The sequence below is a fragment of the Streptomyces sp. NPDC002574 genome, from assembly GCF_042889545.1.
Classification (GTDB): Bacteria; Actinomycetota; Actinomycetes; order Streptomycetales; family Streptomycetaceae; genus Actinacidiphila.
Genome location: NZ_JBIARB010000017.1, coordinates 50,061 through 74,164 on the forward strand (window position 1 = coordinate 50,061; position 24,104 = coordinate 74,164).

20 protein-coding genes are annotated in these 24,104 nt (G+C 71.4%); 10 read left to right on the forward strand and 10 right to left on the reverse strand.

Annotated elements, in window-relative coordinates; genetic code table 11:
* Window positions 1–115: 115 nt before the first annotated feature.
* A complete protein-coding gene (locus ACFYXS_RS33610; protein ID WP_389255161.1) occupies window positions 116–619 on the reverse strand; it encodes a cupin domain-containing protein in 504 nt (167 codons plus the stop codon).
* 147 nt (window positions 620–766) lie between these two features.
* Here ACFYXS_RS33610 and ACFYXS_RS33615 point away from each other — a divergent pair, with 147 nt between their 5' ends.
* The 6 genes from ACFYXS_RS33615 to ACFYXS_RS33640 all read left to right on the forward strand — a co-directional run bounded on the left by ACFYXS_RS33615 (window position 767) and on the right by ACFYXS_RS33640 (window position 6,046).
* Window positions 767–1,411 (forward strand): TetR/AcrR family transcriptional regulator, encoded by a 645-nt coding sequence (locus ACFYXS_RS33615; protein ID WP_389255163.1) that lies wholly within the window; start codon window positions 767–769, stop codon window positions 1,409–1,411.
* A gap of 140 nt (window positions 1,412–1,551) precedes the next feature.
* The gene (locus ACFYXS_RS33620) at window positions 1,552–2,964 is read left to right on the forward strand and encodes an APC family permease (RefSeq protein ID WP_389255165.1); all 1,413 of its coding nucleotides are present in this window, start codon (window positions 1,552–1,554) and stop codon (window positions 2,962–2,964) included.
* The gene (locus ACFYXS_RS33625) at window positions 2,961–3,980 is read left to right on the forward strand and encodes an acetamidase/formamidase family protein (protein WP_389255167.1); all 1,020 of its coding nucleotides are present in this window, start codon (window positions 2,961–2,963) and stop codon (window positions 3,978–3,980) included. The genes ACFYXS_RS33620 and ACFYXS_RS33625 overlap by 4 nt, the downstream gene beginning before the upstream one ends.
* A gap of 124 nt (window positions 3,981–4,104) precedes the next feature.
* Window positions 4,105–5,202, forward strand: a complete 1,098-nt coding sequence (locus ACFYXS_RS33630; protein ID WP_389255169.1) for a PP2C family protein-serine/threonine phosphatase — start codon at window positions 4,105–4,107, stop codon at window positions 5,200–5,202.
* Window positions 5,203–5,217: 15 nt separating this feature from the next.
* Window positions 5,218–5,646, forward strand: coding sequence for a TIGR03668 family PPOX class F420-dependent oxidoreductase (locus tag ACFYXS_RS33635; RefSeq protein ID WP_389255171.1), 429 nt, complete (start codon window positions 5,218–5,220; stop codon window positions 5,644–5,646).
* A 181-nt stretch (window positions 5,647–5,827) separates the two neighbouring features.
* Window positions 5,828–6,046: a hypothetical protein gene (locus tag ACFYXS_RS33640; RefSeq protein ID WP_389255173.1), complete on the forward strand. Its 219-nt coding sequence runs from the start codon at window positions 5,828–5,830 to the stop codon at window positions 6,044–6,046.
* Window positions 6,047–6,073: 27 nt separating this feature from the next.
* On the opposite strand, the gene ACFYXS_RS33645 is transcribed toward ACFYXS_RS33640, so the two are convergent.
* Window positions 6,074–6,583 carry a winged helix-turn-helix transcriptional regulator gene (locus tag ACFYXS_RS33645; protein WP_389255175.1) on the reverse strand — a complete coding sequence of 170 codons (510 nt, stop codon included), beginning with the start codon at window positions 6,581–6,583 and terminating at the stop codon, window positions 6,074–6,076.
* Window positions 6,584–6,703: 120 nt separating this feature from the next.
* On the opposite strand from ACFYXS_RS33645, the gene ACFYXS_RS33650 reads away from it, so the two are divergent.
* Window positions 6,704–7,546, forward strand: a complete 843-nt coding sequence (locus ACFYXS_RS33650) for an SDR family NAD(P)-dependent oxidoreductase (protein WP_389255176.1) — start codon at window positions 6,704–6,706, stop codon at window positions 7,544–7,546.
* 54 nt (window positions 7,547–7,600) lie between these two features.
* Here the strand turns inward: ACFYXS_RS33650 and ACFYXS_RS33655 are convergent, their stop codons facing one another.
* The 8 genes from ACFYXS_RS33655 to ACFYXS_RS33690 all read right to left on the reverse strand — a co-directional run bounded on the left by ACFYXS_RS33655 (window position 7,601) and on the right by ACFYXS_RS33690 (window position 20,892).
* The gene (locus tag ACFYXS_RS33655; protein WP_389255178.1) at window positions 7,601–8,617 is read right to left on the reverse strand and encodes a LacI family DNA-binding transcriptional regulator; all 1,017 of its coding nucleotides are present in this window, start codon (window positions 8,615–8,617) and stop codon (window positions 7,601–7,603) included.
* A gap of 63 nt (window positions 8,618–8,680) precedes the next feature.
* Window positions 8,681–9,709 (reverse strand): ABC transporter permease, encoded by a 1,029-nt coding sequence (locus tag ACFYXS_RS33660; protein WP_389255180.1) that lies wholly within the window; start codon window positions 9,707–9,709, stop codon window positions 8,681–8,683.
* Complete coding sequence (locus ACFYXS_RS33665; RefSeq protein ID WP_389255182.1) at window positions 9,706–10,674, reverse strand: ABC transporter permease; 969 nt, start codon at window positions 10,672–10,674, stop codon at window positions 9,706–9,708. Before ACFYXS_RS33665 ends, ACFYXS_RS33660 begins: the two co-directional genes overlap by 4 nt.
* Window positions 10,667–12,283 (reverse strand): sugar ABC transporter ATP-binding protein, encoded by a 1,617-nt coding sequence (locus ACFYXS_RS33670; RefSeq protein WP_389255184.1) that lies wholly within the window; start codon window positions 12,281–12,283, stop codon window positions 10,667–10,669. Before ACFYXS_RS33670 ends, ACFYXS_RS33665 begins: the two co-directional genes overlap by 8 nt.
* A gap of 85 nt (window positions 12,284–12,368) precedes the next feature.
* On the reverse strand, window positions 12,369–13,457 hold the full coding sequence (locus ACFYXS_RS33675) for an ABC transporter substrate-binding protein (protein ID WP_389255186.1): 1,089 nt from the start codon (window positions 13,455–13,457) through the stop codon (window positions 12,369–12,371).
* Window positions 13,458–13,574: 117 nt separating this feature from the next.
* Window positions 13,575–16,877 (reverse strand): LamG-like jellyroll fold domain-containing protein, encoded by a 3,303-nt coding sequence (locus ACFYXS_RS33680; RefSeq protein WP_389255188.1) that lies wholly within the window; start codon window positions 16,875–16,877, stop codon window positions 13,575–13,577.
* A gap of 407 nt (window positions 16,878–17,284) precedes the next feature.
* Window positions 17,285–19,732, reverse strand: coding sequence for a glycoside hydrolase family 32 protein (locus ACFYXS_RS33685; RefSeq protein ID WP_389255190.1), 2,448 nt, complete (start codon window positions 19,730–19,732; stop codon window positions 17,285–17,287).
* A gap of 101 nt (window positions 19,733–19,833) precedes the next feature.
* Window positions 19,834–20,892 carry a carbohydrate kinase gene (locus ACFYXS_RS33690; protein ID WP_389255192.1) on the reverse strand — a complete coding sequence of 353 codons (1,059 nt, stop codon included), beginning with the start codon at window positions 20,890–20,892 and terminating at the stop codon, window positions 19,834–19,836.
* 262 nt (window positions 20,893–21,154) lie between these two features.
* Between ACFYXS_RS33690 and ACFYXS_RS33695 the strand changes: the two genes are divergently transcribed.
* From ACFYXS_RS33695 to ACFYXS_RS33705, 3 genes are read left to right on the forward strand one after another with little or no spacing between them, the layout of a single operon-like run.
* The gene (locus tag ACFYXS_RS33695) at window positions 21,155–22,156 is read left to right on the forward strand and encodes a sugar ABC transporter substrate-binding protein (protein ID WP_389255194.1); all 1,002 of its coding nucleotides are present in this window, start codon (window positions 21,155–21,157) and stop codon (window positions 22,154–22,156) included.
* A 5-nt stretch (window positions 22,157–22,161) separates the two neighbouring features.
* The gene (locus ACFYXS_RS33700) at window positions 22,162–23,157 is read left to right on the forward strand and encodes an ABC transporter permease (protein ID WP_389255196.1); all 996 of its coding nucleotides are present in this window, start codon (window positions 22,162–22,164) and stop codon (window positions 23,155–23,157) included.
* On the forward strand, window positions 23,154–24,062 hold the full coding sequence (locus tag ACFYXS_RS33705) for an ATP-binding cassette domain-containing protein (protein ID WP_389255198.1): 909 nt from the start codon (window positions 23,154–23,156) through the stop codon (window positions 24,060–24,062). Before ACFYXS_RS33700 ends, ACFYXS_RS33705 begins: the two co-directional genes overlap by 4 nt.
* Window positions 24,063–24,104: the final 42 nt, after the last annotated feature.

Sequence of the window (24,104 nt, forward strand, 5' to 3'; positions counted from 1 at the left end):
GCGGTACCGGGAGCGCTCCGCGCCGTCGCCCTTGGCGAGCCGGTGGACCCGGCCGCGGGCCGTACCGGCGAACACCTCGTCCGCCTGCTGCCACCCCGCCCCGGGGGCCGCGCGATCAGGCTCGCGGCGGAAGGTTCTCCAGGTCGGCGGGGGTGGTGCCGGGCGGGCCGAGGACGATGTCCCCGAGTTCCTCCGTCACGGCCATGAAGAGCTCCGCGTCCAGTTCCGTCTCGGGGGTGGCGAGGTGCAGCGGGGTGCCGGACCGCGCGATCAGTTCGGCGAATCCCGCGGGCGACGTGATGTTGAGGGCGCGTGCGCCGTCGGGGCCGGACTGGATGGCGTGCGGCACGTCCCGCGGGATGGTGAAGAAGTCGCCGGAGCGCAGGGTCACGGTGTCCGGCCCGGACCACACGGTCAGCGAGCCCGACACCACCCAGAGGCGCTCCTCGTACCGGGTGTGCATGTGCAGCGGGGTCGCCGAGCCGGTCGCCATGACGGAGTCGGTGACGTCGTGGCGCCCCTCGGTCTCCGCACCGGACGTGAGGATGGTGACGCGGAGCTCCTGCCCCAGTACGTACTGGCGCGCGGAAGACCCGCCGGCGGGCGTGAACAGACTCATGGTGCGTGGCTCCTGGTGGCGATGGCGGTTGCCCGGGCGCGGCCTACCGGCACGCCGGGCCCAGACGATCACGTGGGGAAGGGTTCCTGTATTCGATATAGGGTCCCTATGTCGAAAGTAGCACGACGGTGGTCGAAGATGGAGGGCATGAATCCCCAGCCGCCAGGTCAGCGGCGTGCCTACCGCGCCCCGCGGCGCGCCCAGGGGGCCGCCGACACCCGCGCGTCCGTCCTCGACGCCGCCCTGCGCCTATTCGTCGACCAGGGCTACGGAAAGGTCACCGTCGCCGACATCGCCCGGGAGGCCGGGACGGCCGTCCCCACGGTGTACGCGAGCACCGGGGGCAAGGCCGCGATCCTGGCCTGCCTCATCACCGGGGGCATCGGCGACCCGGTCGTCGAGCGGACGCTCACGGCAGTCGCCGCCTCCTCCGACCCCCGGGAGGTGGTCTCCCTCCTCACGCACGGCGTGCGGCTGGACAACGAACGGCACTTCGCCCTCGTCCAGGTGCTGGTCACGGCTGCCGCACTGGAGGACACCGCGAGGGACACGCTCAGCAGGGCCGACCGCGCCTACCGCGAGGCCCTGCACACCGTGGCCGGACGACTGGACCGGCTGGACGCCCTGCGACCGGGGATGACGCGCGACCGCGCGACCGACGTCCTGTGGTTCTTCCTCGGCCACCAGTCCTGGCGGCTGTTCGTGGCCGACCGCGGCTGGTCCTGGGACGACACCGAGGAGTGGCTCTCGGGGCAGTTGTCGTACGCCGTGCTCGCCGACCGGGCCGGCTGATCCGGCGGCGGCACGCCGCACTCCGTTTCCGGACCTCACCACGACGCCGGGAATCCTCTGTCACAAGCGTTCCCCTGTCCCCGCCGCGCCCCCTAAGATCACCCCGCCAGTCACGGGACCGCGGCCGCCTGGGAGGCGACGTGAGCGACAGCGCACCGCGTGGGGAAAGACTCGAGACATACGGCTACACCCAGCAGTTGGCGAGGTCGCTGGGCTTTCGGGACCTGGTGGTCTACGGCCTGGTCTTCATGGTGCCGATCGCGCCGTTCGGCATCTTCGGCGGCGTCTTCCAGGGCGCGGGCGGCATGGTCGCCCTCGCCTACGCCGTCGGCATGCTGGCCATGATGTTCACCGCGCACTCCTACGCCCAGATGTCGCGGGCCTTCCCGATGGCCGGGTCGGTGTACTCCTACGCGGGGCGGGGCATCGGCGCGCCCTTCGGCTTCCTGTCCGGCTGGATGATCCTGCTCGACTACATCCTGGTGCCGGCGCTGCTCTACCTGGTCGCCGCCGTGGCGATGAACTCGCTGGTCGCCTCGGTGCCGGTGTGGCTCTGGCTGATCGGCTTCGTGGTGCTGAACACCGTCGTGAACTACCTCGGCATCGAGATGACGGCCAGGATCAACAAGATCATGCTCGCCGCCGAACTGGTCGTGCTCGCGATCTTCCTGGTCGTGGGCGTCGTCGCGGTCGCCCAGGGCAAGGGCAACGGATTCAGCTTCCACGCCTTCTACGACGCCCACACCTTCTCGTGGTCCCTGGTCTTCGGGGCGGTGTCGATCGCGGTGCTCAGCTTCCTGGGCTTCGACGGGATCTCCACCCTGGCCGAGGAGAACCGCGACTCCGCCAGGGCGATCGGCCGGTCGATGGTCGCCGCGCTGCTGGTCGCCGGTGTGCTGTTCATCGTGCAGACCTGGCTCGCGGCGATGCTCGTTCCCCATCCGCAGACGCTGATCAGCGACGGCGACCCGGACGGCACCGCGTTCTACGACGCCGCGCGCGTCGCCGGCGGCGCGTGGCTCGGGACGCTGAGCGCGCTGGCCACCGCCATCGCCTGGGGATTCGCCAACTCCCTGGTGGCCCAGGCGGCCACCTCCCGCCTGCTGTTCGCGATGGCCCGCGACCGGCAACTGCCCGGTTTCCTGGCCAGGGTCGACCCCCGCAGCAAGGTCCCGGCCAACGCCACCTTCCTCGTCGCGGTGGTCTCGCTGGGGCTGGGCCTGTACATGAACTCCCGCACGGACGGCATCACTCTGCTCGGCTCACTGGTCAACTTCGGGGCGATGACGGCCTTCCTGGTCCTCCATGTCTCCGTCGTCGTCCACTACGTCGTCCGCGGCGGCAGCCGCGACTGGTGGCGCCACCTGATCGCACCGCTGATCGGCTTCGCGATCCTCACCTACGTCGTGATCAACGCCAAGGTCGCCGCGCAGCGGCTCGGCTTCCTCTGGCTGGCGATCGGCGTGGTGCTGCTCATCGGCCTGCTCGCCGCGGGCCGCCGTCCCGAACTGCCCAACGAGAACCCCACGGCCGAGGAGGCCGGACACGCATGAGTGACATCGACGTCGTGACGCTCCACCCGTCCCCCGAGCAGTACGCCTACACCTTCGGAGGCCGCGAGCCGCTGCTGCGGGTCCGCCCGGGGACCATCGTGGAGCTCTTCACCGAGGACTGCTTCGGCGGCCGGGTCCGGGGGACGGAGGACCTGCCGAGCGAGGTGTGCGAGTTCCCGTACCTCAACCCCGTGACCGGGCCCATCCACGTCGAGGGCGCCGAGCCCGGTGACACGCTGGCCGTGCATTTCGTCGACATCGCACCCGCCCGGGACTGGGCGGTGTCCACCACCTTCCCGCACTTCGGCGCGCTGACCACGACCCACTCCACGGCGATGCTGCACGACCCGCTCGACGAGGTGGTCTGGCGGTACGGCATCGACCGCGACCGCAACAGCTGCCGGTTCCAGGCACGTTTCTCCGAGCACACCGTCGACCTGCCGCTGGACCCGATGCACGGCACCGTCGGGGTCGCACCGGCGGCCGGCGAGGTCATCATGAGCATCACCCCGGGCGCGCACGGCGGGAACATGGACACCCCCGAGATGCGCGCCGGCACCACCCTCTACCTGGGCGTCAACGTGCCCGGAGCGCTGCTGGCGATCGGCGACGGCCATGCCCGGCAAGGGGAGGGCGAGGTCTGCGGCACCGCCGTGGAGGCCGCCATGCACACCGTCGTCGTGATCGACCTGATCAAGGGCGGCGCGCCCGCCTGGCCGCGGCTGGAGGACGACCGTTTCCTGATGTCGACCGGCTCGGTGCGCCCGCTGGAGGACGCCTACCGGATCAGCCAGCACGACCTGATCGGCTGGACTGCCTCCCTCACCGGCCTGCACCGCCTCGACGCGTACCAGTTGGTCAGCCAGGCCGGGCTGGCGCCGATCGGCAACGTGGTGGACACCAACTACACCGTGGTCGCCAAGCTCCCCAAGACGGTCCTGGGCGGTACCCCCGCCTATGACGGCCTGCACCGCGCCCTGCGCGAGAAGGGGCTGGAGTACCTCCGCCGGCGCTGAGCCCCCGGCTGACCCCCCGCTCCCCGGGGCGCGCGGTTCACCCCGGGGGCGGCCAGGGGTGGCTGACCGGGCGGAGGCCGGGGAATCTGGGGTGACAGTCGCGGGACGGACCCTGGGAGGACGGGTGGGGAGGGCGGACCTGTGGGGCCCCGACAGCCAGGGGGACGTGCCCTGGTACATCCGCGCGCTCCCGGTGCTGCTCCTGGCCCTCGGCATTGCGATGGACTACTCCACCCCCGCCCAGTACACCGGTACGGCGTTCTACTCCGTCGCCCCGATGCTCGCCGCACTGGTGTTGTCGATGAACGGGACGATGCTGGTGGGACTCGGCGCGATCGCCGCCGACCTGGCGATCGTCGCCCGCTACCGCTACCTGGCCAGTCTCGCCGCGATGAGCGAGTTGCTGTCCGTCGCGGTGGTCACGGTGGTCGCCGTGTGGATCAACCGGGTGCTGTACGCGCGGGAAGTGCGGCTGCGTTCCGCCCGCTCCATCGCCGCGACCGTGCAGCGGGCGGTCCTGCCGGCACCGCCCGCCCGCGCCGGCGCCCTGCGGATCGCCGCGCGCTACGAGGCGGCGGAGCGGGAGGCCGGGATCGGGGGAGACCTCTACGCGGTGCAGGACGGCCCGCGCGGGCTGCGCTGCGTCGTCGGTGACGTCCGCGGCAAGGGCCTGGACGCGGTCGAGGCGGCGACGATGGTGCTGGGCATGTTCCGGATGGCCGCCGGTGAGGAGGCGACCCTGGAGGCGGTGGCCGTCCGGATGCACCGCGCGCTGTGCCGGGAGGTCGGTCGGCGGGGGCAGCCGGACGTGCTCGAGTGGTTCGCCACCGCCGTGCTGGCCGAGTTCCCCCGCGACGCGGGGGAGGTCCTGCTGGTCAACCTGGGGCATCCCGCTCCCCTCCTGCTGACCGCCGGCGCGGTGCGGACCACCGATCCCTCGCGGTACGCGATGCCCTTGGGCGTGGGACTGGAGAGGGGTGCCGTGGTGGTCGACCGGGTGCCGTTCCCGGCCGGTTCGACGCTCCTGCTGTGTACGGACGGCGTCACCGATGCCCGCGACACCCGCGGCGGCTTCTACGACCCGGTGACCCGCCTGTCCGGGGTCGGCTTCAGCGGGCCGGCCGAACTGCTGGGCGTGCTGGTCTCCGATGTGCACCGGCACACCGGCGGACCGCGCGACGACGACATGGCGATGCTCGCCGTCACGTCCGACGGGGAGTGACGGAAAGGGGACGTGGTGCCCGACCTGACGGATGTTCAGGCGCGGGAGCGGTTCGCCGCGGCGCGCGTGGCCCGCCTGGCCACGGCCGACGCCGCGGGCCGTCCGCACCTGGTGCCGGTCGTGTTCGCCGTCCAGGGCGACTCGGTGACCCTGGCGGTGGACCACAAACCCAAGCGGACGACGCGGTTGAAGCGCCTCGCCAACATCGCGGTCAACCCGGCGGTCTGCCTGCTCGTCGACCACTACGACGAGGACTGGGACCTGCTGTGGTGGGTGCGCGCCGACGGCGAGGCCCGCGTCCTGGCACCGCCCGACGCCTCGCCCGAGGCGGCCCACCGGGTCGCGCTGTTGACGGCCCGGTACGGCCAGTACGCCGACCGCACGCCCTGCGGGCCGGTCGTCACCGTCTCGGTGCGGCGCTGGACGGGCTGGCGCGCCTGCTGACCTGCCGCTCACAGGCGTGCGCGGCGTCCCCGTATGCCGACGCGACTCGACCACTCCTGCGTTGGCGGCGTTCATGTCCGACGGTTTCGCATCCCCCCTTGCCGACGCGTCGGGCAACATCCGTACCCGTCGCGCGCTCCTGTCGGATCTGCCGCGCATCTTCCGGTGGGAACGGCACTGCATGCGATGCATCGAGCCGGCGAACGAGGAGAGGTGGACGGAGGCGATCGACCGCCAGTTGGAACTGTGGCGGTCCTGCCTCGGCCGGACCCAGATACTCGGCGTCTTCGACGGCAATCCCGCCCTCCACCTCTACGAGGGCCGTGGCTACCGGCACAGGGGCCGGGACGGTGACTACCTCCTGCTCGGACGTCCCGTGGAGGAGACTGCGCCCCGGTAGCGCGAGGGGCGTCGTGCCTGCCGGCGCTCAGGCGTCCGCCTGGCGCCGCCGGTCGAGTTCGGTGTACCGGGCGCGCATCAGGTCGCCCGCGGCCGGGCCCGCGGTGAACACGAAGGCCTCGCTGTCGTCGAGCCTGCGGCCGGTGCGGGCGTCCACGACCACGGGGTCGGCCTCCTCGCCCGTCTCCGCGTCGACCAGGATCATGCTGCGCTCCTCCGGCGCGAGGTGCTGGTTGCCCCACGCGGCCAGGGCGACGACGACGGGCCGCAGGGTCCGGCCGCGCTCGGTCAGCACGTACTCGTGGCGCACGGGATTGGTCTGGTAGGGGCGACGCTCCAGCAGTCCGTCGGCCACCAGCGTCTTCAGGCGGGTGGTGAGCATGCTGGTGGAGATGTTCATGCTCTTCTGGAACTGGTCGAAGCGGGTGAAGCCGTCGAAGGCGTCGTGGAGGATCAGCAGCGTCCACCACTCCCCGACGTGCTGCACCGTCGTCGACAGCGGACACTCGCGGTCCTCCAGCCGGATCCGGCTTGCCATGGCGACACACTCTCCCGAGTCACTGCTAAAGTGAAAGTTACGTGCTTCCATTTTAGCAGTGACTGGGGGCGGGCTGTGCCCTGCCCGGGACAGGCCGCGCCCCGTGCGAGAGGAACGACCTTGAGGACCTGGTTCATCACCGGCGGCACCCCCGGCGGCTTCGGCATGACCTACGCGGACGTCGCCCTGGAGGACGGCGACAACGTCGTGCTCACCGCACGCCGCCCCGAGCTGCTGGAGGAGTGGTCCCGCAAGCACGGTGACAGAGTGCTCGTCCTGCCGCTCGACGTCACCGACGGCCGGCAGGTCCGCGCCGCCGTCGCGGCCGCCGAGGCGCGCTTCGGGGGAATCGACGTCCTGGTCAACAACGCGGGCCGGGGCTGGTACGGCTCGGTGGAGGGGATGGCGGACGCGGAGGTCAGGAAGACCTTCGAGCTGAACTTCTTCGCCGTCGCCGAGGTGCTGCGCGCCGTGCTGCCCGGCATGCGCGCCCGCCGCCGCGGAGCGGTCGTCAACATGTCCTCGGTCGCGGGCCTGCGGGGCGTGACCGGGTTCGGCTACTACAGTGCCGTCAAGTTCGCCGTCGAGGGACTCACCGAGGTACTGCGCGAGGAAGTGGCCCCGTTCGGCATCAAGGTGCTCGCGGTCGAACCCGGCGCGTTCCGTACCCGCGCCTACGCGGGATTCGCCGAGGAGACCGTCGAGGAGACGGTCGACGCCTACCTCCCCGTGATCGAGTCGGTGCGCACGTTCATGATCGACCAGGACGGCAGGCAGGCCGGCGACCCCTACCGGGGGGTGCGCGCCGTCGTTGCCGCGCTCGACGGGGACAACCCTCCGCACCGGCTGGTCCTGGGGGCCGACGGCTACGAGGCCGTGGCCTCACACCTGGAGGGCATGCTCGGCGAGTTGCGCGCCCATGAAGCCGCCTCCCGCGGCGCGGACTTCCCGTCCGGGCAGTGACCCGGCCGGTGCGTGCGGACCGCGTCGGACGTGTCGCCGGCGTCAGCGCCGGCGTCAGCGGCGGTGGCCGAGGGTGGACTCGCGGACCACGAGGTCGAACCCGGCCCGCACGCGGCGCGGCGGGGTGTCCGGAGACCCGGTGAGGCGCTGGACGAGGCATTCCACGGCCTGGCGCGCGATCGCCTTCTTGTCGGGGGAGATCGTGGTCAGGGTGACGCCGCTGTAGCGGCCCTCCTCGATGTCGTCGAAGCCGACGAGGGCGATGTCCTCCGGCACCCGCAACCCCCGCGTGGTCAGCACCCGCAGGGCGCCGATGGCCTGCAGGTCGTTGTAGGCGAAGACCGCGTCCGGGCGCGAACCGCGGTCCAGCAGGTCGGCCATGGCCTGCGCGCCGTCCGCCCGGCCGTAGCCGGAGGCGGTGGCCACCAGGTCGTCGCCGTGCGGGAGCCCGGAGTCGGCCAGTTCCTCGCGCCAGCCGCGCAGCCGCAGGTGGGCCGGTTGTCTGGCGCTCTCGCGGCGGGCGCCGAGGAAGGCGATCCGCTGCCGGCCCATACCGGTCAGATGGCGTACCGCGCTGCGGGCCGCGGCCACGTTGTCGATGACGATGTGGTCGTGCGGGGCGTCGTACTCCCGCTCTCCGAGGAGCACCAGGGGCGCGCTGTCGGTGCGGGCGAGCAGGTCCGCGGCCTCCAGCTCGATCGGCGAGAGGATCAGGCCGTCGATGACATGGGCCCGGAACCCCTGGCTGACCAGGATCTCCTTCCTGCGCTCGCCGGAGGTGTGGTCCAGCAGCACGGTGTAGTCGTGGCGCGCCGCGGCATCGATGACGGCGCCGGCCAGCTCGGCGAAGTACGGATTGCCGAGTTCCGGAAGGGCCAGGGCGATGATGCCCGTGCGGCCCTTGCGGAGATGCCGCGCGGTGAGGTTGGGCCGGTATCCCAGTTCGTCGATCGCCTGCTGCACCCGCGCCCGCATCGCGGGGGTGACGTGGGCGTAGCCGTTCACGACGTTGGACACGGTCTTGATGGACACTCCCGCGCGCAGCGCGACGTCCTTGAGGCTGACGCCCACGGCGTTCCCTCCGGTTGGGGCCGGCGCCGCGGGACCGCGTCCGGTCCCGCGGCACCGGCGCGATCATGTGGTGCGCGGTCCCCGCGCGAGGTAGCGCTGGGCCACGACGACCACGATGAGGAACCCGCCGCTGACCACCGACTGGTACGACGAGTTGAGGGAACCGATCTGGTTGATGAGGTTCTGGATCACCGCCAGCATGAGCACACCCCACAGGGTGCCACTGACCGAACCCGAGCCGCCGATCAGCAGTGTGCCGCCGATGACCACCGCCGCGATGGCGTCCAGTTCCATGCCGACGCCGATGATGGTCACCCCCGAGGACAGGCGGGCGGCGTTCAGCGCCCCGGCGAAGCCCGCCAGCAGCCCGCTGACGGCGTAGACCAGCACCCGGGTCCTGGCCACCGGCAGGCCCATCAGCGTGGCCGCGTCCGGGCTGCCGCCCACGGCGAACAGCGACTGGCCGAACGAGGTGCGCTGGAGGACCAGTCCGCCGACGGCGAAGAGCACCAGCGCGATCAGCACCGGGTAGCCGAAGCCCCCTACGGTGCCCTGTCCCAGTTTCGCGAACACCGAGTCGCGCGGCACCAGATAGGTGGTTGCGCCCTCGTCGGTCAGGGCCAGCAGCAGTCCGCGCGCGGCCAGCAGCCCGGCCAGCGTGACGATGAACGGCGCCATGCCGGCCCGGGCGATCAGCAGACCGTGCACCGTGCCGAGCAGTCCGCACACGGCGAGCGGCACCAGCAGCGCCGGCAGCAGCCCGTACTGCGACGCCCAGGCGGCCAGGACGCCGCCGAGCGCGAAGACCGAGCCGACCGACAGGTCGATGCCGCCGGTGATGATGACCAGCGTCATGCCCAGGGCCACCACCGCGAGGAACGACGCCTGCATGGTGATGTTCTGCGCGTTGGCGAGCGTGCCGAACGACGGGAAGACGAAGGAGGAGACGATGACGACGGCCAGCAGCACGGCGAGGACGCCCTGCCGCTGCACGAGCAGGGCGAGCCGCCGCCGGTCGAGGGAACGGGCCGCCGCGGGCGCGGGGGGTTCGGGGAACGCCTCCGCGGAGCGGGGCGTGGTGAGTGATTTCATCGGGATCGGCGCTCCCGGGCGATGTAGACGGCGACGAGGATGATGACCGCCTGGGCCATCTGCGCGGTGGAGTCGGGCAGATCGTGCTTGACGAGCGTCGCGCGCAGCAGCTGCATCAGCAGCGCGCCGAAGACGGTGCCCAGGACCCGCACCGAGCCGCCGGTCAGCGGCGTGCCGCCGACCACCACCGCGGTGATCGCGGACAGCTCCATCAAGGTGCCCAGCGTGGACGGGTCACTGGCCGTCAGACGCGCGGTGGCGAGCACCCCGGCGAGCGCCGCCAGCGTGCCGCACAGCACGTAGACGCCGATCAGTACCCGCTTGACCGGCAGACCGGCCAGCCCGGCGGCGGCCCGGTTGCCGCCGACGGCGACCAACTGGCGGCCGAAGGTGGTGCGGTGCACGAGTCCGGCGACGACCACCGCCAGCAGACCGGCGATCAGCACGACCACGGGAACACCGAGCACGTCGTCGGTGCCCAGGCCCAGCAGGGCGGGATTGGCGATCTGCTTGAGCTGTCCGTCGGCGAGGACCAGGGCGAGTCCGCGGCCGCCCACGAAGAGCGCGAGGGTGGCGACGATGGGCTGCAACCCCACCACCGCCACCAGCGTGCCGTTGACCGTGCCCACCACGGCTCCGGCGGCCAGCGCCACCAGCAGTGCCGGCAGCAGTCCGTACCCCAGGTACAGCGGCAGCAGCGCCGTGGCCAGAGCCATCACCGAGCCCACCGACAGGTCGACGCCCTCGGTGCCGATCACCAGCGCCATGCCCAGCGCCACGATCACCACCGGGGCCACCTGGACCAGTTGGGTCCGCAGATTGCCCGCGGTCAGGAAGTGGTCGGTGAAGACGGCGTTGAACAGCACGAGCACCGCCACCGCCGCGTACACCCCGTAGGTCTGGAACCAGGCCGGGGTGGGGAGCCGGAGCGCGCCCCGCCGCACGGCCGGGGAGAGCTCAGTCATCGCGCTCCTCCTCTTCACCGGTGCCGGAGCTGTCCTGCGCGGCCGGGCCGTGCGCCGCCAGCACCTCCAGCAGTTCTCCCTCGCCCACCTGCTCGCCCGTCAGCTCCCCGGCCACCGCGCCGCTGCGCAGCACCACCAGACGGTCGGCGCCCTCCACCAGCTCCTCGATGTCGGAGGAGATGAGCAGCACCGCGATCCCCTCCTGCGCCAGTTCGTCCACCAGCGCCTGCACCTCGGCCTTGGCGCCGACGTCGATCCCCCGGGTGGGCTCGTCCAGCAGCAGTACCTTCGGCTCCAGGCACAGCCACCGGGCCAGCAGCACCTTCTGCTGATTGCCGCCGGAGAGCTCGCCCACCTTCTGCTCGGGGCTCGACGCCTTGATCCGCAGCCGCTTCATGAAGACGTCGACGACACGGTCCTGCCGGGCGCGGGACACCACTCCCGCCCGGGACAGCCGCGGCATGGCCGCGAGCACGATGTTCTCCCGCACCGACAGGCCGGGGATCACGCCCTCCGCCTTGCGGTCCTCCGGCAGCAGGCTGACCCCCGCACGGATCGCGGCGGCGGGCGAGGGGCGGCCCAGCCGCCGGCCGGCCACCGTCACCGAGCCGGAGTCCAGCGGCAGCGCCCCGGCCAGTGCCTTGGCGGTCTCGCTGCGCCCGGAGCCGAGCAGCCCGCCCAGGCCCAGCACCTCGCCGGGGTGCAGCTCCAGGGACACGTCCTCCAGTACATGACGGCGGGTCAGCCCCTCGGCGGTGAGCACCGGTTCGCGGTCCGGGCGGTGGGCGTCGCCGAAGCTGGTCCGGCCGTGCCGGCGCACCTCGGCGACCTCACGGCCGAGCATCATCGCGACCAACTGCATCCGCTCCAGGCCCGCGAGGTCACCGGTGTGCACCAGGCGCCCGTCGCGCAGGACGGTGACCCGGTCGCAGATCCGGTACAGCTCCTCGATCCGGTGGCTGACGTAGAGGATGGCGATGTCGCGGCTGTGGAGGTCCTCGACGACCCGGAAGAGCGTCTCCACCTCGCGCGGTTCCAGCGCGGAGGTCGGTTCGTCCATGACCACGACCTTGGCCCGCACCGACACCGCGCGCGCCAGCGCCACCATCTGCTGGGTGCCGACACCGAGGCTGTCCAGCGGCCGGCGGACGTCGGCGGTGACACCGAAGCCCGCCATCAGGGCGGCCGCCTCCCGGTGCATGCGCGGGAAGTCGATCAGGCCGAAGCGGTTCTTCGGCTCACGGCCCAGGAAGATGTTGCGCGCCACGCTCATCAGCGGGACGAGGTTGACCTCCTGGTAGATCGTGGTGACGCCGGCCTGCTGGGCGTCGACGGGCCGGGCGAACGCGACGGGCTCCCCGTCCAGCCGCAGTTCGCCGCTGTCCGGGCGGTGCACTCCGGTGAGCACCTTGATCAGGGTGGACTTGCCGGCGCCGTTCTCGCCGACCAGCGCGTGGATCTCGCCGCGGCGCAGGGTGAGGGACACGTCGTCCAGCGCCACCACGCCGGGGAAGCGCTTGCCGACACCGAGCGCCTCCAGCACCGCGGGGGCGGTGGGACTGCCCGGCCGCGGGGGCGGTGCGGCGGCTGCCGCTTCGGGGGGTGCCATAGGGGGCCTTCCAGGATTCGCGATGCGGTGGGTCGGAGAGGAGCGGCCGCCCTGCCGTGTCCGGCCGGGCGGCCCGCATGCGGACTCAGTACGCCCCGGCCAGCGAGTCCTTCGCGTTGGAGGCGTCGTAGGACCGGTCGGAGATGATCACGTCCTCCGGGATGGCCTCACCGTCGAAGAACTTCTGCGCGGTGGCGAAGGCCAGCGGCCCGAAGCGCGGGTTGGACTCGATGACGCCGTTGTACTGCCCGTTGGCCAGGGCCTGCACCGCGTTGCGGGTGCCGTCGATGGACACGATCTTGACGTCCTTGCCGGGCTTCTTCCCGGCCGCCTTGAGCGCGGTGACCGCGCCGAGGCCCATCTCGTCGTTCTCCGCGTACACCGCGGTGATGTCGGGGTTGGACTGGATGAGCTGCTCCATCACCTGCTGCCCCTTGTCGCGGGCGAACTCGCCGGTCTGCTGCGCCACGATCTTCAGCCCGGGAGCCTTGGCCGCCAGCTCGTCGACGAAGCCCTTGGTGCGGTCCGTGGTGACGTTGTTGCCGGAGGCGCCGAGCAGGATGGCGACCTTGCCCTTGCCGCCGGTGACGTCGACCATCTGGTCCGCGGCGCGCTTGCCCTGCTCGACGAAGTCCGAGCCGAGGAAGGCCACGTAGTCCTTGCAGGAGGTCGCGTTGATCTTGCGGTCGATCGTGATGACGGGGACGTGCTTGGCGGCCGCCGCCTGCAGCGCGGGCTCCAGGCCGTCGGAGTTCAGCGGGGCGACGATCAGCAACTGCGCACCCTGGGCGAGCATGTCCTGGATGTCGCTGATCTGCTTGGGCAGCTGCGACTGGGCGTTGGTGGTGAGGAGCTTCTTCACACCGAGCTTGGCCGCCTCGTCCTTGATGGACTGCGTCTCGGCGATGCGGAACGGGTTCGCCTCCTTCTCGGACTGGGAGAAGCCGACGATCGTGTTCTTCAGGTCGAGCTTGGTGGCGCCGTAGGCCTGGAGCGTGCAGCCGTCACCGGCGGCGGCGCTCGCGGTCGGGGACTGCACCACCTGGGCGCCTTCGGAGGAGCTGGGGGCGGCGGCGCCGGAGTCCTCCTGCTTGGCACACGAGGTGGCGGTCAGGGCGGCGGCGGCGGTGAGGCACGCGACGGCCAGCATGCGGGTGGTACGGGAGGTGCTCATGTACGTTCAACTCCTCGTAGAGCGGTGTGCGACCTGATCAGGGGAGTGCGGGGGCTCCGTGGGAGCCCGGGAGGCGGCCCGCCCCGCCCCCGTTGCAACGGGGCGGGCCACCGGTGGTCAGCGGCTCGCCGTCGGTGCCGCGGGTTCGCCGGCCGCCAGCGACGCGACCTCGGCCGCGCTCAGCGCACGGTCGTAGGCGTGCACGTCGGCGATCGCGCCGCCCCAGTAGTCGACGAGGTTGCCGCCGAACTTGCCGCGGCCGATCACCAGATGGCCCGAGGGCCCCTCGGCGTTGCAGGCCCGGGCGGAACCGGCCTGGCTGCCGTCGACGTACACCCGCAACTGGCCGTCACCGTGGCTGTAGCTGCCGACCAGGTGGTACCAGCGGCCGGCCACCGGCTCGCCGATGGTGTTCGCCAGCGCCCGGCTGCCCGCGAAACTGAACGCGAACCGCTTGTCGGCCTGCGAGTACTGCAGGTAGAAGGCGCTGTTGGAGGTCCCGTCGAGAGAGACCGCGGTGCTGAAGTGCCCCTTGTCGTCCAGCCGGACCCAGGCGGCGACCGAGTAGTCGGCCCCGTCGGTGTCCAGCACCGGGGCGCCGGTGTCGACGAAGCCGGTGCGCCCGTCCAGTTGCAGGGCGCCACCGTTGGGGCCGGTGGTCCAGCTCGTCCCGCCGTTCAGCGTCCCGTCGTGGGATCCGGCGACGTCCTTCGCCACCGTGCCGGTCCCCTCGTGCAGCGGCCACCAGGCGACGCCCCGCAGCCCGGGCGTGCCCGGCGGGACGTCGACCCCGCCGGCGGCGGCCCCGGCCGCGATGACCTGGCGGTTGACGTCCCGCACCTGCTGCGGGTCCACCTTCACCACCGCCCGGTCGTAGGTGACCAGGCCGTTGAGCTCGCCCTCCACGTCCGTGATCTCCGTGTAGACCGATCCGGACAGTCCGCAGGCGGCCGGTCGCAGCAGTTTGCGGGTGTTCTCGACGTAGGTCGCGGTCAGCTCCTCCTTGCTGTGCGCGGCGTCGCCGTAGTCCTGGCCGCCCGCGACGCCCAGGATGTGCCCGGGGACGAGGTACGAGTAGCCGCCGTGCTCGCCGTCGACCGCGGCGCGGCCGGCGTCCGGGGCCGGGGTGGCGGGGCCGTGGTAGTCGTGGAAGTCGATCAGATCACCGCGACCGGAATCGCCCTTGGAGGCACAGCAGTTGACACCGGAGTGGGCGTCGACCAGGCGTGACGGGTCCTGCCGCTTCACCGAGTCGGCGAGGTCGCCGGTGGCCTCCTTGCTCCACTCGCCCCAGCCCTCGTTCATCAGCGTCCACATCACGACGGACGGGGTGCTGATGTGCTGGTCGACGATCTGGTGCACCTGGTCGACGAAGGCCGCGGTCTCCGGGGTGCCGGCCGCGGCCGTGCCCCGGCTGGGCATGTCCTGCCAGACCATCAGGCCCAACTGGTCCGCCCAGTAGTACCAGCGCGCGGGCTCGACCTTGATGTGCTTGCGTACCGCGTTGAAGCCGAGCTTCTTGTGCTGCACGAGGTCGAACTTGAGGGCGTCGTCGGTCGGCGCGGTGTAGAGGCCGTCCGGCCAGAATCCCTGGTCGAGGGTGGCGAGCACGAAGACCGGCTTGCCGTTGAGCTTGATCCGGTTGGTGCCGCCCGCCGGAGCCACCTCGATCGACCGCATCCCGAAGTAGGAACCGACGCGGTCCGTGCCGCGGCCGTCGGTGAGCGTGACGTCGAGGTCGTAGAGGTACGGGTCGTCCGGGCTCCACAGATGGGCGCGCGTGATCGGCAGCCGCAGCGCGGTGCCCGCCGCGCCGGTGACCGAACCGGCCTTGCGGCCGTCGCGGGTGTAGGCGGTGGCGGTGACCGTCGCGTCCGGCGAGGTGCCCGCGCCCGGCCGTACGGTGACGGCCAGCGAGGAGTCCGCGAGGTTCGGGGTCAGCACCAGCGAGTCGACGGCCGCCTCGGGGACGGGTTCCATCCAGACGGTCTGCCAGATGCCCGAACTCGGCGTATACCAGATGCCGCTGGGGTCGCGGGACTGCTTGCCGAGGGCGTAGCGGTCGTCGGTGGTGTCGCGGACCTTGACCGTCAGGGTCTGCGTCCCGTGCCCGGCGAGGGCGTCGGTGACATCGGCGGTGAACGCCTGGTAGCCGCCGGTGTGGTGGGCCACCTCGTGGCCGTTGACGTACACCCAGGCCTCGTAGTCCACCGCGCCGAAGTTGAGGTTCAGCCGGTTGCCCGAACCGACCTTCCAGGTGTCCGGCACGGTGAAGGTGCGCTGGTACAGCGACCAGTCATGGTGCCGGGCGACGCCGGACAGGCCCGACTCCATCGGGTAGGGGACCAGGATGCTGTCGCTGAGCGAGCCGTCGGGGAGTGCCGCGTCCTGCTCGGTCGACTGGAACTGCCAGGTCCCGTTGAGGTTCTTCCACTGCTTGCGGGTCAACTGCGGCCGCGGGTAGTCCGGCAGGGGGTGGGACCGCGAGACGTCCTTGGCCCACTTCGTGGCGAAGTACCAGGTGGAGTCGTTGCTCGCGACGACCGAGAACGGACCGAGGGCGCCGGCCGCGGTGGTGATGCCGCCCTCGCCGTCGTAGCTGACGCGTACGTCGGCCTTCAGGGCGACCGGGGAGTCGGACTTCCCCGGGCGCAGCAGCAGCCGCGAGGCGTGCTTGGGGTCCTTGGACACCGTGGCCGACCAGCGGGTGCCGCCGGACAGCAGCGCCAGGTGCGAGGCAGCGTCGGCGGGGAGGCCGGTCACGCGGGAACCCAGGTCGATGGAGGCGATGCGGCCGGTCTTGTCGACGGACGCCTCGGCGTCGGCCGGCGCGAAGTCCGCGGGCAGGTGGAGGGCCGTGTCCGGCACGGGCCGGCGGTCGAAGCCCGGGCCCGACCACTCGGTGTGCAGGTAGGCGCCGCCGTTGCCCTGGTTGTAGTCCACCGCGATCTCGTGCAGGCCGGCGGTGAGGGTGATCGGCTCCGAGGTGGTCTGCACGTCCCAGTCGGTCGTCCAGTGGTCGATCACGCTCGCGCCGTCGAGGGAGAGGCGGAAGCCGTTGTCCCCCTTGATGTAGAAGGTGTAGCTGCCGTCGGCGGGCACTTCCAGCCGTCCGGTCCAGCGCACCGCGACGTTTGTGGTGGTCCCCGCGTAGGCGCGCAGGGTGGGGAGCAGGTCGTCGACGTGGAGCGAGGTGTCGATCCGCGTGCCCGTGTACTGCGCGAAGTCCAGCGCCGTGCCGCTGGACATGCGGTAGTAGTCGCCGCGAAGGCCGTTGTCGGCGGCAGCGGCGGGCGCGGCGGCCGTTTCGGTGGGCCGGGCCGTCGCGGGGGACGGCGCCATCAGCGCCGCCCCGAGGAGGAGGGAAAGCAGGGCGGCAAAGCGCCCGAGCCAAGTGGTACGTCGTCTGCCAGGACTCACGCGTGCACCTTCCGTGGGGGGCGTCGTCCACGCCTGGAGGGAAGTGCTGGTCAAAGGGGGTGTGGCGCCTGGTGCGAAGAAGGGATGTACGTCGGCTGCGCGCTTGTACAACGTTGGAAATTCTGGACGCGGTGAGAATGAAAGCAGTGCCGTGGCGCCGTGTCCAGACCTCGCGTCGAGGTGGTGTCAGAGAATCGCCTGAGGCGGATGATGCGACCAACACCCGCTCTGTGCCAGCGAATTCGCAGATCGGAGGGCCGGGGACCGGATCGGCCCCGGGGCGGCCGCCGGTTTTGCGCGGAGCGTTTTCCAACGTGGGAAATCCGCGCACGCGCCGGGCCGGGCACGGAGGAACCCGGGGCCGGCCGGCGGGCCGACTCCGGGTTCCCTGGGTGTGCGACGATCCGTCAGCTCACGGTGAGGTTCTGCGCGACGGTGTTCGCCGCGAAGGAGTTCACCCCGAACAGGCCGCTCGTGTAGGCGTCGTCGGTGGCGTCGATGACGGGATCGGCGCCGTTGCCGAACCACACACGGATCCGCGAGCCGTCGGTACGCACCTTCAGGTGGTAGGTGCGGCCCTCGGTGATCGTCGTGGCGTACGTCGCGATGTCCCGGCCCGGACGCCACAGTTTGACCACGCCGGCGCTGGTGTCGATGTTCGCCGTGTAGCCGGCGCCGTCGGTCCCGGCCCGGAAGGTCAGGCCGGTCGCCGTGCCGTTGGCGACGGACAGGTCGCCCTCGTAGGTGAAGTCGCCGCCCGTACGGTCGCTGAGGTAGAAGCCGTTCTGCGCCGCACTGCCGTGCAGCCCCGCCGGGGTGACCGTCCAGGTGCCGCCGCGCGGTGTCCACCGTCCGGTCGGGAAGCCGGTGAAGCCGCCCGGGCCGGTGTTGAGGTTCTGCGCCGTCGCGGTCCCGTTGAAGGCGTTCACGCCGAACAGGCCACTGGCGTAGGTGTCGTCGGTGGCGTCGATGACGGGGTCCGTGCCGTTGTCGACCCAGACGCGGATGCGGGCGCCGTCGGTCTGCACCTTCAGGTGGTAGGTGCGGCCCGTGCTGACCGGCAGCGCGCGGACGGCGATGTCCTTGCCCGGGCGCCACAACTTGACCACGCCGCTGGTGTCGAGCGTCGCCGTGTACCCGGCGCCCGCGGCGTCGGCGCGGAAGGTCAGGCCGCCGGCGCGTGCGGTGTCCAGGGTGATGTCGCCCTGGTAGACGGCGTCGCCGCCGCTGCTCGCGCTCAGGTAGAACCCGTCGCCCGCGGCGGAGACGCGCTTGCCGCCGCTGACGTCGGTCCAGGCTCCGCCCGCGGCGTGCCAGGGGCCCTTCAGGTTGCTCAGCAGCGTGGACTGCGCCGTCCCCCAGCTGCTGTTGAGACGGGTGAAGGTCGCGTTGTCCAGCTTCACCTTGCCGCCGACGGCGAACAGCCGGATGCCCTGGCTGTCGGCCGCGGAGTCGAAGTCGACGTTGTCCGACAGCGAGTACAGCCCGCCGTCGGCGAAGATCTCCAACTGGCCGCGGTCCACCAGGAGCCGCATGGTGATCTTGCCGTCCCGCGGCTTGAGCGGCTTGCCCTGGAGGGTCTGCTTCGCGGTGTCGTAGACCACGCTGCGGTCGGCGGTTCCGTCACTGCGGCTGTGCAGGTCGAAGCCGAACCGCGTCGCAGTGGAGCCCTGCACGTCGAACTGGGCGGTGATCTCGTAGATGTCGGCCCTGATGTCCTCGAACGGGTTGTCGGCGGCCTTGGGTTCCTTGCCCGGCTTGGGCTCCTTGGGCGCCTTGACGGTGTCGTTCTTCCAGGTCTCGGTCTGCGAGGCGAGCGAGGAGAGCTCGGCCACCGGCGTGCGGGTGATCCGCGGTCCGTCCGGGGTGCTGACCAGGCCCAGGGTCACCGGGAAGGTCGCGTTCCCGGTCCAGGTGCTGCCGCGGTTGCCGCCCTGCCAGGCCATCTGCACCGTGCGGCCGTCGGGGGTGTTGGTGAACGTCTCGGCGGCGTAGAAGGTGCCGCCCGCGTACGTGGTGCCCAGGTCCATCTGCTGCGGCTGGGTCCAGTCGGTGCGGAACGTCGTGCCGTCGAAGGTGCCGACGACGTACTGGCTGGACGCGGAGGTCATCACCCACCGCTGCTGACCGCTCTTGCCGTCCAGCGGCAGCGGGTAGAAGTCCGGGCACTCGAAGAGCCAGGGCGCCTGGTAGCGGCTGGCGAGGGTCCAGTCCAGAAGGTTCGGCGAGGTGTAGATGTTCACGCCGTTGCCGCCCTGGTCGGACCAGACGACCATGGTCCAGCGGTGGCGCGCCGCGTCCCAGATCACCTTGGGGTCGCGGCTCTCGTCGGGGATCTCGATCTGCTTGCGGCCCTTGTCGTAGGCCTGGAAGGTCTGGCCGTTGTCGTTGCTGTAGAAGATGCTCACGCCGTCGGTGTTGGAGAACACCACGATCGGGTCGAGCGCGCCGGTCCTCAGCCCCGAGGTGTTGTCCTTGTCGACGACACCGCCCCCGGAGAAGAGCGTTCCGGGGTGCACACCGGGCTCCAGGGCGATCGGCTTCTGCGTCCAGTGGACCAGGTCGGGGCTGGTGGCGTGGCCCCAGTGCATGGTGTCCCAGGCCAGACCGTGCGGATTGTGCTGGTAGAAGAAGTGGTAGAGGCCGTTCGCGTACACCAGGCCGTTGGGGTCGTTCATCCAGCCCGACTGCGAGCTGAAGTGGAACTGGCCGCGGAAGGGCTCGCTGTACGTGGTCGGCGGGTAGGGGAACTCGGGGTAGTCCGAGACGGTCCCGGCGACTGCGGGCGTGTTCGGCAGGAGTGCGACCAGGCTTGCGATCAGGGCGACCAGCAGGGCCCCGACTCTTCGACGCATGGCAATCAGCTCTCTCGACGTCGCTTGTGAGTGTCATCGTTGACACATGTCATCGCTGACATCCGATCGATGACAGATGATGGGCCCCGGGTGAGGGCGCGTCAACGCCCCGGACGAGATGGGTCCCTGTCCCCGGGGACAGCGGCGGGCGTGGCCGTATCCCCCTGATGCAGGGCGACTTGATGGGCCCACGGAGGGTTGGGACCCGCTACGGCGCAGGTCAGCGCCGCCACATGGACCGCGAACCCGCAGGCCGCCGCGACGTCTGACAGCCGGACGTTCTCCAGCCGGCCGCCCAGGAGGTCCCGCTCGCCGAGGTGGTGCAACAGCCCGGCGGTGAACGAGTCTCCCGCCCCGACGGTGTCGACGACCCGCGTGGGCACGCCGGGCACGGAGACGGTCCGGCCGTCGAGCGAGGCGAAGGCGCCGTGCGCACCCCGCGTGATCACCACCAGCCGCGCCCCCGCCGCGTGGAGGCCGTCGCACGCCTGCTCCACCCCGGTGCCCGGGGCCAGCACGCGCAGGTCGTCCTCGCTCAGCCGCAGGATGTCCGCCACCGCGCACCAGCGCGGCAACCGGCGCCGGTAGACCGCCGGATCGACCAGCGCGGGGCGGACGTTGGGGTCGATGCTCACCGTGGCCCGCGGTCGTGACCTGTCCAGGAATCCCTCCAGCAGCGAGCCCCCGGGTTCGCGGACCAGCGCGAGCGAGCCGGAGTGCACGCAGGCCGAGTCCGCCGGACCGGCCCGGTCCAGCTCGCCCTGCGTCCACTGCCAGTCCGCGGTGCCCTCGGCGTGGAAGGTGTACGCGGCCTGACCTCCCGCGTCGATGTCGGCGACGGCGAGCGTGCTGGGTTCCGCCGCGGCCGGGGCATCCGTCAGATCCACGCCCGAGTGCAGGAGATGGGCCCGGAACAGCCGCCCGAAGGCGTCGCCGGACAGCCGCGCCAGCAGCCGGGTGGGTGTGCCGAGCCGGGCCAGCCCGACGGCGGTGTTGGCCGGCCCGCCGCCGGGCAGGGCGTGCAGACGCAGCCCCTGGGCGGGGGTGCCGGCGGGGTCGCCCGACGGGTGGCGCCCGCCGGTGACGGGCGGTCCGGACCGGGCGTCCGCGAAGACGTCGGCGACGCACTCTCCCAGGACGGTGACCTGACGCGGCTGCATGCGGAATTCCTCCAGGTGGGGGCGCGGAACCGGCGGAGGGAGCCGCTCCGAGTGCCGGGCGGCGTCCGTGCGCGGCGGTCCGACTGTTGCCAACTCGTGTTCTGCAGAGGGCATTGACGTTGCCGGAGCGGGAGTCCATCATCCTCCGCAGGCAGTGTCAACGATGACATATGTCAACGATGGCACTGCCCCGGCGTCGCGTTTCGCCGACGCCCGGCACCGTTCGGACGTCCCCGCTCACCGCTTCCCACAGGAGTCGCACATGTCCCGTAGAGCCCGTCCGGTTCTCGTCATCGGCGCCGCCGGCCTCGCCCTGTCCCTCGCGGCGTGCGGGTCCGGTTCCGGCGGCAGCTCCCAGTCCGGGGGCAAGGTGAAGGTCGGCCTCATCACCAAGACCGACACCAATCCGTACTTCGTCAAGATGAAGCAGGGCGCCGAAGCGGCCGCCAAGAGCGAGAACATCGAACTGACCACCGCGGCGGGCAAGTTCGACGGTGACAACGCGAGCCAGGTCACCGCGCTGGAGAACATGGTCGCCGCCGGCGTCAAGGGCGTGCTCATCACCCCCAACGACTCCAAGGCCATCGTCCCCGCCATCGCGAAGGCGCGCGCCAAGGGCGTCCTGGTCATCGCCCTCGACACCCCGCCCGAGCCGCAGGACGCCGCCGACGCGCTGTTCGCCACCGACAACGTGAAGGCGGGCGAGCTGATCGGCGCGTACGCCAAGGCCGCGATGTCCGGCAAGCCGGTGAAGATCGCCACCCTGGACCTCGCCCCCGGTGTGTCCGTCGGCGTGCAGCGCCACGAGGGGTTCGTGAAGGGCTTCGGCATCGACGCCTCCGACCCTTCGATCGTCTGCTCCCAGGACACCGGCGGTGACCAGGCCAAGGGCCAGACCGCCATGGAGAACTGCCTGCAGAAGGCGCCGGACATCAACCTCGTCTACGCGATCAACGAGCCCGCCGCCCTCGGCGCGTACACGGCCATCAAGGCCAAGGGCCGCGAGAAGGACGTCATGATCGTCGCGATCGACGGCGGCTGCACCGGCGTCCAGGCCGTCAAGGACGGCAAGATCGCCGCCACGTCGCAGCAGTACCCGCTCAAGATGGCCGCCGACGGCGTCAAGGCGGTCGCCGCGTTCGCCAAGGACGGCACGAAGACCAGCGGTTACACCGACACCGGAGTCACCCTGATCACCGACAAGCCGCAGGCCGGCGCGGACGCCAAGGACACCGCCTTCGGCCTCGAGAACTGCTGGGGCTGAGCACGGTGACCACCTCCACCTCACTGCCCGTGGGCGCGGGCGAGTCGACCGCACTGCGTCGGTTGCTGACCGCGCCCGCGGCGGGCCCCTTCGCGGCCCTCGTCATCGCCTCGGTGTTCTTCTCGGTGTCGACCGACCAGTTCCTGTCCGGCGGCAACTTCTCGCTGATCCTCCAGCAGGTCATGGTGGTGGGCACGCTCGCCATCGGGCAGACGCTCATCATCCTCACCGCCGGCATCGACCTGTCCTGCGGCGCGGTGATGGCCTTCGGGGGCATTCTGATCGCCAAGCTCGCCGTCCAGGGGCCGCTGCCGCCGGTGCTCGCCATCGCGATCGGCATCCTGGTCTGCGGTGCCTTCGGACTCGTCAACGGACTGCTGGTCCGCGCCGTGCCGCTGCCGCCGTTCATCGTGACGCTCGGCATGCTGAACGTCGCCTTCGCCCTGACCCACATCTACTCCGCCGAGCAGACGGTCACGGGCCTGCCCGGACCGCTGACCGTGCTCGGCAAGACCTTCCCCCTCGGCCGGACCGACGTCACCTACGGGTCCCTGGTCACGGTCGCCCTGTTCCTCGGCTTCGCCTACGCGCTCAGCAGTACCGCCTGGGGCCGTCACGTCTACGCCCTCGGCAACAGCGCGGAAAGCGCCCGCCTCAGCGGCATCCGGGTCTCCCGGCTCACCGTCGGCGTCTACGCGGTGGCCGGCCTGGTCTACGGCATCGCGGCCCTGCTGCTGGTGTCGCGGACCGGCGTCGGTGATCCCCAGGCCGGCCAGACCGACAACCTCGACAGCATCACCGCGGTCGTGCTCGGCGGGACGAGTCTGTTCGGCGGGCGCGGCACGGTGCTCGGCACCTTCGTGGGCGTCCTGATCGTCGGTGTCTTCCGCAACGGCCTCCAGCTGATGGGCGTCTCCTCCGTCTACCAGACGCTGGTCACCGGCGTCCTCGTCATCCTCGCGGTGACCGTCGACCAGCTCTCACGAAAGGGCACCCGATGACCGGCCCGGCCCCCTCCCACGAGCCGGCGCGGACGGCACCGGACTCCGCGGCGTCCCCTTTGGCCGAGCCCGCGCCCGGCGACGCTCCGGAGCCCGTCCTCAGCGCACGCGGACTGGTCAAGCGCTACGGGCACGTCACGGCGATCGACGAGGCCGACTTCGACCTCATGCCCGGCGAGGTCCTGGCCGTCATCGGCGACAACGGCGCCGGAAAGACCAGCCTGATCAAGGCGCTCACCGGCGCCCTGGTGCCGGACGCCGGCGAGATCCGGCTGCACGGCAGGCCGATCAGGTTCGGCGGGCCCCAGGACGCCCGGGCCCACGGAATCGAGACCGTCTACCAGGACCTCGCCGTCGCGGCGTCCCTGGACATCGCGTCGAACATGTTCCTCGGCCGCGAGATCCGCCGCCCGGGCGTGCTCGGCTCGGTGTTCCGCATGCTCGACAAGAAGGCCATGCGCCGCGAGGCCGCGGCGCACATGGCCGCCCTCAAGGTGGGCGTCGGCTCGCTCTCGCAGTCGGTGGAGACCCTCTCCGGCGGTCAGCGGCAAGCCGTGGCGGTGGCGCGCGCGGCGGCCTGGGCCCGCAGCGTCGTGGTGATGGACGAGCCGACCGCCGCCCTGGGCGTCAAGGAGTCGGGCCAGGTCCTCGACCTGATCCGGCGGGTCCGGGACAAGGGCATCCCGGTGATCCTCATCAGCCACAACATGCCGCACGTCTTCGAGATCGCCGACCGGATCCACGTGCACCGGCTCGGCAGGAGGGAGGCGGTGATCAAGCCGTCGGACTACTCCATGGCCGAGGTGGTGGCCATCATGACCGGCGCGCTCAGCGTGCGGGCGGACGGGGGTACGGTCGTGACGGACAGCGACGCGGCCTCGGCAGCCGGGGTGCGGGGGAGCTGACCGCGGTTCCGGCATCCACGGGACCGACATCCACGAAGAAGG